This is a genomic window from Crocosphaera sp., assembly GCF_030064895.1.
Lineage (GTDB): Bacteria > Cyanobacteriota > Cyanobacteriia > Cyanobacteriales > Microcystaceae > Crocosphaera.
In genome coordinates, this window is sequence record NZ_JASJEB010000133.1 from 1 (window position 1) to 11,425 (window position 11,425).

Consider the following 11,425-nt stretch of genomic DNA (forward strand, 5'->3'; position numbering starts at 1 on the left):
ATCTGTTATATCTGACGGATAAGAACGTCTCTTCATAAAACTGTCATAAAAACTTATTCCATAGTTTTATAACCACAAATCTGTGCCGCCTAATTTCTTTATCTTTTCTTTACAAACAGTCTCTAAGAACAAGGAAGTGGTTTATTTGTTGGTTTGCATTCATCCCCACCTAAAATGTTGATATTTTTTGACAATTTATAGGTGGGGACTTCTGCAAACATTTTGTTAAAACCCTGGCTTAATCTTAATATTCTTTCTCATGATTGAATTGTCAATTAACATTGTGGAAAAGGAGGCCAACACTTATTTCCTTGAGAGGGCTTAGTATTTTTATCGGATTTATTATTTTCTGTGGTTTCAATTCTATTTTCTTTGATGGTTTCAACATTAACCGGTGCAGCGAATGCAGAAACGTTAATACCAGTAGTTAAAGCCACGGTTAAGATAGTAGCGAAGGTGTTGTTGAATTTCATTTTGTTTGGCTCCTGTTGTCTATATTTCAATAATGGTTTTTTTGTTGGGAAAACTCAACCGAGTAAATGCGTGAATTTTAAGAAAAAAGTTTTTTCTGGTTTAAGTAGAGTAACCTAAGTATTTACTCAGTACAAGGATTACATGGAGAATGATAGCACAAGACAACAGAGGATGGAGGCTTCGCCGTTTATTTATTGGTCGGGGATTCATCTCTAACCTGTAGGGGGTAAGGAAATTATGCCCGACATCAGATTAAATCTATTTTGAGATTGTGAATTGATCACAGTGTCTGGGTGATCACTGTCACAGCACCATCCTTGTTACTATAGAAATAGTGAGCAGTGAGCCTTAAACAGTGAGCAGTTAATAGTGACCTATGAATTTAACTGCTCACTGAATCACATAAAATTTTTTGGGAGCCGCAATCTATAATGGTAAAAAATCATCAATCAACAGTAGTGATTACAGGAGCCTCATCAGGGGTAGGGTTATACGCTGCTAAAGCCCTAGCAGATAGAGGTTGGTACGTGATTATGGCTTGTCGAAATCAACCGAAAGCCCACCAAGCAGCCGAGTCTTTAGGAATACCTTTGGATAGCTATACTGTTATGCACATTGACTTAGGTAACTTAGACAGTGTCAGACAGTTTGTTAAAGATTTTCGGACTACTGGCAGGTCTCTTGATGCTTTGGTGTGCAACGCAGCCATTTATATGCCTCTACTCAAAGAACCCCTGCGCAGTCCCGAGGGCTATGAATTAAGTATGACCACCAATCATTTGAGTCATTTTCTCCTCTGTAATTTAATGCTAGAGGATCTGAAAAATTCCTCTGCACCCGAAAAACGGATGGTCATTTTAGGGACAGTCACCCATAACCCCGATGAACTCGGTGGTAAAATTCCACCCCGTCCCGACTTAGGTAACTTAGAAGGGTTTGCCCATGGGTTTAAAGAACCGATCTCTATGATCGATGGCAAGGAGTTTGAACCGGTGAAAGCTTACAAAGATAGTAAAGTTTGTAATGTTCTCACTATGAGAGAACTTGATCGACGCTATCACGAGAATACGGGTATTGTTTTTACTTCTCTTTACCCAGGATGTGTGGCGGATACACCCTTATTCCGCAACCATTATCCCCTCTTCCAAAAAATCTTCCCCTGGTTCCAGAAGAATATTACAGGGGGTTACGTTTCCCAAGAATTAGCTGGAGAACGGGTGGCCGATGTGGTCACAAAACCTGAATATGGACAGTCTGGGTCTTATTGGAGTTGGGGAAACCGTCAGAAAAAAAATCGTCAAGCAGCTTTTGTGCAGAATGTGTCACCCCAAGCTCAAGATGAAGCTAAAGCAGAAAAGATGTGGAACCTGAGTGAAAAATTAGTGGGACTTGCCTAAATACGAAGATGAGAAAATCGGGTTAAATCATAACTCGATTTTCTTAAAAAATTTGGTGTCTTTTTCCTGATGTTAGTTTCCTAACGAGATTGGGAAAATATTGATGCCAGAAATAATCAATGCGGATGGCGAGACTTGAACTCGCATGGCGTGAGCCACACGCCCCTCAAGCGTGCGTGTCTACCGATTCCACCACATCCGCTTACTTGCGTATTGCATCTGCAAGTATAACACGAATTCAGCGATAGACAAATAAAAATAAGAATTCTTTTACTAAAATCAAAATATGGAATATTTGAAGAGTTGAGCAGACATTTTTTCAAGAAGCAAGATATAATTTGTTACAAATGCGTTAACAAAGTGTATCAAATGAGTAACCCTGTTCTCCATGCCTTCTTTTTAGGGCGAGCCTTTGCCGAAGTTGTCGGTGAGAAAGTAGAAGAGTCTCTAACCAACGCCGTGAGCGAGTTAGGGAAATTTGATGCCGAACAACGGGAAAACCTCCGTCAATTTATCGAAGAAGTGCAAGTGCGCGCCGAACGGGATGTTACCCAAGGCAACACTAGCACCACTACCACCACCACCGATAACGGTTCTCCTGTGGACTTGCAAGAAACCATAGACGATTTACGAGCAGAAATTGCCCGTATGAAAGCAGAATTGAAAAATTATCGCAACCAAAACGCATAATTCTTCGCTTAACTTTTAAATTTATTATATAAGCCCAATTTAGTAACCCCCAAAGAAACCGAGTGTCTGCCCTGTCATCAAACGCTAAATCATCCCTAGTTAAAAAGCAGGGTGCTTCTGCTTCCAGGAAGCGTACCCAGCTAGAAACGGCTACAAAATACCGTTGGAACCGCGAAAACTACTCTATATCTCGCCGTCGTATCGATATTTGGCGGTTTGTTGCTTCCTTGCTGTTCCGTTTTTGGCGCAATGGCAAAAAATGGACCTATAAAGGTGGCTTTACCCAAGAAAAGTTAGATGCAAGACGCAAAATACAAGCGGTTTGGATACGGGAAAATTTGTTAAACTTGGGTCCGACTTTTATTAAAGTGGGACAGTTATTCTCAACTCGTGCCGACTTATTTCCAGTTGAGTACGTCGAAGAACTTTCTAAGTTACAAGACGAGGTTCCGGCCTTTACCTACGAACAAGTGAGCAAAACCATTGAAAAAGACTTAGGGAAACCCTTATCTAGGCTTTTTCACAATTTTGATCCCGTTCCTATCGCTGCAGCTAGTTTAGGTCAAGTTCACAAAGCGAAACTTCATTCTGGAGAAGAAGTGGTTGTGAAGATCCAACGGCCAGGTCTCAAGCAACTGTTTACCATTGATTTAGCTATTCTCAAAAAAATAGCTTATTATTTCCAGAATCACCCAAAATGGGGTAAAGGAAGAGACTGGATAGGGATTTATGAAGAATGTTGTAAGATTCTTTGGGAAGAAACAGATTATCTCAATGAAGGGCAAAACGCTGATACCTTTAGGCGCAATTTTAGGGGTGAAAATTGGGTGAAAGTGCCAAGGGTTTACTGGCGGTATACTTCTCCCCGTGTGCTAACTTTAGAGTACCTTCCAGGCATTAAAATTAGTCATTATGAAGGATTAGAAGCAGCAGGGTTAGATCGTAGGTTATTAGCCAGATTAGGGGCGAAAGCTTATTTATGTCAACTGCTCAATGACGGCTTTTTCCACGCTGATCCTCACCCTGGCAATATTGCAGTAGATACAGATGGATCGTTAATTTTCTACGATTTTGGCATGATGGGGCGCATCAATACCAATGTTAGGCAAAAATTGATGGATACTCTCTTTGGTATTGCTCAAAAAGACGGCGATCGCGTCGTATCCTCCTTGATCGCTTTGGGTGCTTTGAGTGCTACCAGTGATATGGGGCCGGTGCGTCGTTCGGTGCAGTTCATGTTAGATAACTTCATGGACAAACCCTTTGAGGAACAATCTATTGCTGCTATTAGTGATGACTTGTATGAAATGGCTTATGATCAGCCCTTTCGTTTCCCTGCTACATTTACCTTCGTAATGCGTGCTTTTTCTACCCTAGAAGGGGTGGGGAAAGGTCTAGATCCTGATTTTAATTTTATGGAAGTTGCCCAACCCTTCGCCTTAGATTTAGTGGCCGATCTTGATGGCGAAACCGGCAATAGCATAATCGACGAACTTACCCGTCAAGCTACTCAGGTAAGTAATACAGCCCTGAGTTTACCAAGACGCATTGACGATACTATAGAAAAGTTAGATCGGGGTGATATTCGTTTAAGAGTTCGTTCAGTGGAATCTGACCGTTTATTACGTCGTCTGGGAATGATGCAAATGGCCACAAACTATAGTGTGTTTTGCAGTGCTTTAGTTATTTGTGGGACTCTTTTATTTATCAACGGTTATATGAAAATTGCGATCGCAGTAATGATGTTAGGTCTAGTTCCTGGATGGGGGTTTATCCGTCTTTTACGTCGCATTAATCGTTTAGATAAAATGTTTTAGGATTTTTCAGATTCATTGTGGTCTGGCATATAGATCAACCTCACTCCCATGCTATAATTGACCAAGCTGGTTTTTTAACTGCACTCAGGTTTTTAGTGGCCTGTAAATCGAGGTCATTCCATCTAAAATTAACTAACTAAACTAACTGATCAATGATGAATCGTCGCTTCACAGGTTTAACTGACCCAGGACTGTTGAGACCTGTCAATCAAGATAACTATTACATAGATCCTGAGGGACGTTTTTTCGTAGTCGCAGATGGAATGGGTGGCCATGCCGGAGGACAAGAAGCTAGTCTGATCGCAACCCAACAGATAAAAGAACATTTAGACAAGTATTGGGACTCTGAAAATTCTTCTCATGATATTTTGGAAGAGGCTATATTAAAAGCTAATGAAGGTATCTTAGAAGACCAACAAAACAACCCTGAACGAGGAGAAATGGGAACCACCGCCGTTGTGGTACTATTTCGGGGAGAGCAACCTTTACGGGCTCATGTAGGAGACTCTCGGCTATATCGCATTCGTAACGGTAACTTAGAACAAATAACTGAAGATCACACTTGGGTGGCTAGGGCTTTAAAAATGGGTGATATTGACCCAGAACAAGCAAAAACTCACCCCGGACGACACGTTTTATTTCAATGTTTAGGGCGTAAAGATACTCAAAAACCGGAAATTGGCAGACTAGATATTGAATCAGGTGATCGTCTTTTACTGTGTAGTGACGGTTTAACCGAAGAGGTCGCTGATCCCAAGATCCAAGAGATTTTTGATCATAGCGAATCTTGTGATGAGATTGCTAAAAATTTAGTTGAAGCAGCTAAGGATGGGGGCGGTTCCGATAATATTACTGTGGTAGTGGTGGTTCAAGAATAAGACCTTCTTAAATCCTAATACTCAGGTACAATAAGGAGTTGTGCTTAAAAAACCCTCCTCAATCCATGAATACTACTACTGATGATAAAACCATTGTCAAAGATTACTTCAACGCCACAGGATTCGACCGTTGGCGTAGAATTTATGGTGATGGAGAAGTCAATAAAGTTCAAAAAGATATTCGCGTCGGACATCAACAAACCATTGATACAGTGGTAGGCTGGTTAAAAGCTGACAATAATCTCAACAATCTATCTCTCTGTGATGCTGGTTGTGGGGTAGGCAGTTTAAGCCTTCCGTTGGCTCAAGAAGGGGCTAAAATATTCGCCAGTGATATTTCTGAAAAAATGGTCACAGAAGCGAAAGAAAGGGCGCAAAAAGAGCTTAAAGATGCCAGCAATGTAACGTTTGCGGTACAAGATTTAGAAAGCTTAACAGGACAGTATCACACAGTTATTTGTCTAGATGTCTTAATTCATTATCCCACTGAAGACGCAGCCAAGATGATTAATCATCTAGCTTCTTTAGCTGAAAAACGTTTAATCCTTAGTTTTGCCCCAAAAACCCTTTGTTTAACCCTTCTTAAAAAGATTGGTGAGTTTTTCCCCGGTCCTAGTAAGACAACTCGCGCTTATCAACACAAAGAAAGGGATATCATAGAGATATTAGAACAAAGTGGCTTTAATATTCAACGTAAAGACATGACTAGCACTCGTTTTTATTATTCTCGTATTCTTGAAGCAGTCAAAGAATAAGTCATAATTCGGGATAAAAAAGGGCTTAATATATTAAGCCCCAACAATATATTAAGACCCTAAGTATGGGAAAATTTTGGGGATATCATGGGACTAACAACGCAACAACTGATCACCTGGAAACAAGAAGGCCGTTCGATTGTGGCGTTAACTGCTTGGGATTATGCTTTTGCTCAATTATTAGATGCAGCCGGTATTGATATCATTCTAGTGGGTGATTCTTTGGCTATGGTAGCATTAGGTTATAAAACCACTTTACCGGTTACTTTAGATGAAATGTTATACCATGCGGCCGCCGTACGTAGAGCGGTTAAACGGGCTTTAGTGGTGTGTGATTTACCTTTTCTTAGTTATCAAGAAAGCATCAGTCAAGCCATTCATGCAGCCGGACGGGTTTTAAAGGAAACAGGGGTACAAGGAGTTAAACTGGAAGGGGGACACCCTGCGGCCGTGGAAACCGTTGCCCGTTTGAGTGAGATTGGTATTCCTGTAATGGGTCATGTCGGGTTAACCCCTCAGTCGGTGCATCGTTTGGGTTATCGTCAACAGGGAAACACCCAGGCCGAGGCTGAACGGATTTTATCCGAAGCTATAGCTTTATCGGAGGCTGGGGCGTTTGCTGTTGTTTTAGAGCATATTCCAGCCAACCTTGCTAGAACAATCACCACAAAGCTGCCAGTTCCCACTATCGGGATTGGTGCCGGTTCTGACTGTGATGGACAGGTATTAGTTACGGCAGATTTATTGGGGTTATCAGAAAAACAACCGCCCTTTGCTAAATCCTATCTCAATTTAAGAGAAATTGTTGGAGAAGCGGTTAACAATTTTTCTCAAGAAGTCCGAGAGGGAAAGTTTCCTGAGAGTTAAATCATCAGTTATTAACTATTTAAAGATAGTCATTATTCTTCTGGTGGAACTTGTTCACGGGTAATAATAATCATTTCAAAGAAATCTTTAATCCTTTGGGGTTCAATGGGAACAATTCCATCTTCTCCAAAATAACGATTTACTATTTCTGTATAACGAGGATCACCATTAATATAACCGTCCATCATTTTAGCAATACTCAAGTTAACTAAATTTAGAAAAGTAGAGTCTTGTTGGGGAACCATACAAGCAATTCCATGTCTAAAATAAGCTTGTTCAGGAATAACTTTATAATCATCAGGTTCATCTAAAGTTTGTCGCATTCCCTCTAAAATGGTTCCATCAAAGGCAAAACCATCCACTTCACCGTCTTCTAATGCTTTAATTCCTGCTTCTATACTATCCACAGTAACAACAGTCACTTGAGATTCAATGACTTTAATCGCGTCAGGACGAAGGATGTTTTCAACAATGGCAATGCGTTTGTCTTTAAAGGAGTCTGGTGATGATAAATTACTATTTTCATTGACTAACACCTTAATTCCAGAAACACCATAAGCTAAAGAAAAATCAACAAACTTGTCTCTTTGCCAAGTAAAAGTTGTATCACAAGCAATATCAACCTCTCGATTGAGAACACTGACAATTCTCTCGTCTAAGGTGTCATCAACAACGACTTTTATTTTAACATCTTTGCCTAGTTCTTCTTCTAAAGTTTCTCTGATTAATTCAATAACCTCTATAGAATAGCCGGTTAATTTGTCTTCATCATCAACATAAGCAAAAGGAACTAAATTAACTCTTGTGCTAACTGTTAAAACTCCTGTTCTGGCAACTCTTTCAACTACAGTTTCAGCTAAAATTTGGCCAGGAAACGCTAAAGCAGCCATTAAGCTAAGAGCTATCAAGGGTAATCTTTTATACATAGTGCCTCTATTAGATAAAACAGATTAATTCTGACGTTTTTTAAGAAAATTGTAAAGGAAAAATCAAAAATTTTAATATTACTATTTTTCCTAGTGCCATAGAGTGTATCAAAATTTCGGTTCACTTGCATTATCTGTTGATATAGGGGAGATAGGAAAGAGGGTGAAGGGTTCTAAGATAAAACATTAACTATATCTTAATTATCTCCACACCCCCCATTTCATCAACTTGTCAGTTTTATCCAAGCAAGATTGGTGCCAAATTTTTCTAAAAGTGTTATGCTAGATAACAATTTTTAAATTTAACTTTATTTATCCACTTCTGAAAATCACCACAATTAACCTTTCATGCTGTCAACAGATACTAAAAAAACTATCATTTTTCGTAATTATTTAATTCTCATGGGAACTCTCGCCATGTTAATAACGGGTCTGGGTGGTCTTTTTGAAAATCCTGATCGATTGGGACAAAAAGACCGTCTTGAAAATTACGGCCGTTTTGTTAGTGGAGTTGTGGTGAACCAAGCAAACAAAATTAGACGATAAATCGACTAATTTTGTCAATTTCAGCCGTCATGTCATATTAAATCCCTAGCTTAAAAAAGATTAAAGTTTTATTGAACAATGAAAACCTGTTCCTCTAGAGTTTTCTGTACTTCTTCAGCCAAAGATTTGGCCAAAGGTTCCATATCTTTGAGTCTGCCTAAAGCTTCCATGGGAATCCTAATAGAAACAGCAACCCAACCAACTCTTTCACCTCTTAATTGTGCTTTTTGGTCAGCCAAAAACCATCGAGAACTTTTATGACTTCCACCCCCTGGCCAAGCATACCATTGAACTACTGCATAAGTTTTGTCATTCCAAGCTTGAAACCAACGTGCGGTAATTAAATTATTGGGCTTTATTGTCGAGGGAAATTTAAGGGTTGTTAAATAATCACTTTTCCACTGTTCTAGTCCTTCTAAATCAGACCATTCCACTTCTGGTAGATCCTTAAAAAATCTTTGTGCTTTTAAAGCAACAAGAATAGTGTCTTGTCCTGGTTTTTCAATCAGTTGAAATGACCAAGGATAATTATCGACTGACCTCTTCTCTTGGGTAATCGTTGTCCATCCTGAAAAATTTAACTTTGTTTCAGGTACTTTTTTCATTTGAGCAATTTCTGCCACAAAAGGTAATTCAGTCCAAGACCACTGTTGACTTACATAGCTAGGAATAGCAACGAAAGTAATAGCTATGCCTAACAAACATAAAACAACAATTTGAGAAATTAAAATACCCTTTTTGAATTTAAACATATCCTTATGGGGGATGATTTTTGTAATTAAACTATTCAGTAACATTATCATTACTTACCTCTTCTTCTATGGTGTAATTCTCTGAAAAATAATCTAGTAAAGAATTGAGTCCGACAATTGCTCCTAGCATTCCTACAGAATAAATATCCCCGCCCCAAGTGTCATGGAGAATCTTAAAAGCTTTGTCCATACCATTACCATGAAAAACTGCCAGCAATGTATTCCGAAAAATATTAGCAGTAACACTAATAGTTATGGTTGATGTTAATAAAGTAATTACCCTTTTTTTATTGTTAATATTTCCCGTCCAATGTAATAGTAAAAGGGCAACATAAAAACTTGTAAAAAGCATTTTTAAACCAGCGCAATAAGGAGCAACTTCTACGGGAATATTATTAACATAAAGGTAAATTCCATCAACTTGTGTATTAACCCCTAATGTTTTCAGCAAAAGCCAGGCTACTGCAGCAATAAATTTTTGCAGGGGCAAGGTATAAGGGGTGACTAGATAGGGAACAGAGTTGGGTGTTCCCAGAAAAATTAATAGCAAGGGAAAGGAGTTCAATTTTAAACCGGGTATGCCTTTCAACCAGATCATAATACCAGCAATTACAATGGGGAAAGAAAGGGAAACTAATTCTCTAGTTCCTGTGATATAAAATGCTAATCCTAAAGCTAGGAAAAAGCCCCCCAGAGGATGAATTGTATTATCTAATTTTTGCCATTTGGCGCGATTTCTACGAAAAATAATATAGGCAGCATAGGGAAAGCCAATGATAGCGTGGCTAAAATATTCGTGTTCAATATTAAGATTTTTACTTAACCAGCCATCAACCCAGAAAGAGAGAATGGGTCCATAAAGAATGGCAAGAAAAGCAATAATTAAAACATTGCCTAAGTTTCTTTCGAGAAACGGGTATATTTTTGATGTTGTTTGCATTGTTAATCATCCATTAATACTAAATCTAAATTACTTAAATTAAAGATAGTTGTTCAATTACCGAAGCAATATCTTCACATTTGATACCTGGATACATGGGTAAGGATAAAATTTGTTCGCATAGCATCTCTGCTTGAGGAAAATCTCCTAACCGATAACCTAAGCTTTTGTAAGCAGGTTGTAAGTGACAAGGGATAGGATAATGAATGCCAGTTTGGATGCCTTTTTCATTCAAAAACTCTTGAACTTGTTCACGAGTTTTTGAAGAAGCTTGACTAATACGGACAACATAAAGATGATAAACATGACCCCCTTGACTCAAATTTGCCATTGGGATCACCTTACTATCTTTTCCTGATTTTAACCCCTGATCATAGATTTGTGCCGCTTGATTTCTCAATTGATTCCATTGAGATAAATGGGGGAGTTTGACTTGTAAAATGGCTGCTTGTAAGGTATCTAAACGACTATTTTTGCCCAGTTCCGTATGATAATATTTTTTCGGTGCGCCATAATTGCGTAAGGTTTTAACCCGTTGGGCCACTTCTTGATCATTAGTGATCAACATTCCTCCGTTACCAAAAGCTCCTAAATTTTTACTGGGATAAAAACTAAAAGCGGCGGCCATACCCACAGAACCAGCAGTATAGCCTTCTCGTTGAGCTAAATGTGCTTGTGCTGCGTCTTCAAAGATAATGATATTATGTGCCTGGGCAAAGTCTAGTAAGGCTTTTGGTGATACCATTTGACCGTATAAATGGACGGGGAGAATGGCTTTGGTTTTCGGGGTAATAGCTTTGGCTGCTAAGTTTAAGTCAATTAGGGCTGTGTGGGGATCACAATCGACTAATATGGGTGTTGCTCCTGCCTGAATAACTCCTATTACTGTGGCAATAAAGGTGTTGGCTGGCACTAAAACTTCATCCCCTTTAGTGATACCACAAGCTTGTAGTCCTAAAGCGATCGCATCGGTTCCGGAGGCGACTCCTACACCATAATTTACACCAGAAGCTTGGGCAAATTCGGTTTCAAATTCTTTTACGTTTTTTCCTAAGATAAAGTCTCCCCGTTGCAAAACAGCAGCCATTGCTTGTTGTATTTGCGCTTGTATGGGTTGGTGTTGCAGGGTTAAATCCACAAAAGGTATGGTTTTAGAGGATACAATCATTGATAATCGGTTTATTTATAGAAGATATTGGAAGTTTATGCCTCATTGTATCTCATGGTAAGGAATTGGTCAGTCATTTAACTTTGTTTTTAATGAACTACCCCAACTTTTGAGAAGTTGGGGTTTCTAAAGACCCCAAACTTTTCTTATGTTGTTGAGATTTTTGTCGCTTCATCTCCCCAAGTTGCTTCATAGAGCCAGTATGTTTACGAGTC

The 11,425-nt window shown here is 39.1% G+C and carries 12 protein-coding genes and 1 tRNA gene; 7 read left to right on the plus strand and 6 right to left on the minus strand.

Annotated features, from left to right (window positions below; all coding sequences use genetic code 11):
* Nucleotides 1-275 precede the first annotated feature (275 nt).
* Nucleotides 276-473 (minus strand): hypothetical protein, encoded by a 198-nt coding sequence (locus QNJ66_RS23920; RefSeq protein WP_300511157.1) that lies wholly within the window; start codon nt 471-473, stop codon nt 276-278.
* A 432-nt stretch (nt 474-905) separates the two neighbouring features.
* Between QNJ66_RS23920 and QNJ66_RS23925 the strand changes: the two genes are divergently transcribed.
* The gene (locus tag QNJ66_RS23925) at nt 906-1,871 is read left to right on the plus strand and encodes a protochlorophyllide reductase (RefSeq protein ID WP_300511158.1); all 966 of its coding nucleotides are present in this window, start codon (nt 906-908) and stop codon (nt 1,869-1,871) included.
* 120 nt (nt 1,872-1,991) lie between these two features.
* Here QNJ66_RS23925 and QNJ66_RS23930 read toward each other — a convergent pair.
* Nucleotides 1,992-2,073, minus strand: a tRNA-Leu gene (locus QNJ66_RS23930).
* 167 nt (nt 2,074-2,240) lie between these two features.
* Between QNJ66_RS23930 and QNJ66_RS23935 the strand changes: the two genes are divergently transcribed.
* The 5 genes from QNJ66_RS23935 to panB all read left to right on the plus strand — a co-directional run bounded on the left by QNJ66_RS23935 (nt 2,241) and on the right by panB (nt 6,878).
* Nucleotides 2,241-2,561 carry a DUF6825 family protein gene (locus QNJ66_RS23935; protein WP_300511159.1) on the plus strand — a complete coding sequence of 107 codons (321 nt, stop codon included), beginning with the start codon at nt 2,241-2,243 and terminating at the stop codon, nt 2,559-2,561.
* A gap of 62 nt (nt 2,562-2,623) precedes the next feature.
* Nucleotides 2,624-4,378 (plus strand): AarF/ABC1/UbiB kinase family protein, encoded by a 1,755-nt coding sequence (locus QNJ66_RS23940; protein WP_366146318.1) that lies wholly within the window; start codon nt 2,624-2,626, stop codon nt 4,376-4,378.
* 152 nt (nt 4,379-4,530) lie between these two features.
* A complete protein-coding gene (locus tag QNJ66_RS23945) occupies nt 4,531-5,256 on the plus strand; it encodes a Stp1/IreP family PP2C-type Ser/Thr phosphatase (protein WP_300511160.1) in 726 nt (241 codons plus the stop codon).
* A gap of 65 nt (nt 5,257-5,321) precedes the next feature.
* Nucleotides 5,322-6,011, plus strand: coding sequence for a magnesium protoporphyrin IX methyltransferase (gene bchM, locus QNJ66_RS23950; RefSeq protein WP_300511161.1), 690 nt, complete (start codon nt 5,322-5,324; stop codon nt 6,009-6,011).
* A gap of 87 nt (nt 6,012-6,098) precedes the next feature.
* On the plus strand, nt 6,099-6,878 hold the full coding sequence (panB, locus tag QNJ66_RS23955) for a 3-methyl-2-oxobutanoate hydroxymethyltransferase (protein ID WP_300511162.1): 780 nt from the start codon (nt 6,099-6,101) through the stop codon (nt 6,876-6,878).
* 32 nt (nt 6,879-6,910) lie between these two features.
* Here panB and grrP read toward each other — a convergent pair whose 3' ends face one another.
* Complete coding sequence (gene grrP, locus QNJ66_RS23960) at nt 6,911-7,804, minus strand: extracellular substrate binding-like orphan protein GrrP (protein WP_300511163.1); 894 nt, start codon at nt 7,802-7,804, stop codon at nt 6,911-6,913.
* 348 nt (nt 7,805-8,152) lie between these two features.
* Here grrP and QNJ66_RS23965 point away from each other — a divergent pair, with 348 nt between their 5' ends.
* Complete coding sequence (locus QNJ66_RS23965) at nt 8,153-8,350, plus strand: hypothetical protein (RefSeq protein WP_300511164.1); 198 nt, start codon at nt 8,153-8,155, stop codon at nt 8,348-8,350.
* A 68-nt stretch (nt 8,351-8,418) separates the two neighbouring features.
* Here QNJ66_RS23965 and QNJ66_RS23970 read toward each other — a convergent pair whose 3' ends face one another.
* From QNJ66_RS23970 to QNJ66_RS23980, 3 genes are read right to left on the minus strand one after another with little or no spacing between them, the layout of a single operon-like run.
* Entirely contained in the window at nt 8,419-9,147 is a 729-nt protein-coding gene (locus tag QNJ66_RS23970; protein ID WP_300511165.1) for a cyanoexosortase B system-associated protein, read from the minus strand.
* Nucleotides 9,134-10,042, minus strand: coding sequence for a cyanoexosortase B (gene crtB, locus QNJ66_RS23975; protein ID WP_300511166.1), 909 nt, complete (start codon nt 10,040-10,042; stop codon nt 9,134-9,136). The genes QNJ66_RS23970 and crtB overlap by 14 nt, the downstream gene beginning before the upstream one ends.
* A gap of 34 nt (nt 10,043-10,076) precedes the next feature.
* Nucleotides 10,077-11,210: a DegT/DnrJ/EryC1/StrS family aminotransferase gene (locus QNJ66_RS23980; RefSeq protein WP_300511167.1), complete on the minus strand. Its 1,134-nt coding sequence runs from the start codon at nt 11,208-11,210 to the stop codon at nt 10,077-10,079.
* Nucleotides 11,211-11,425: the final 215 nt, after the last annotated feature.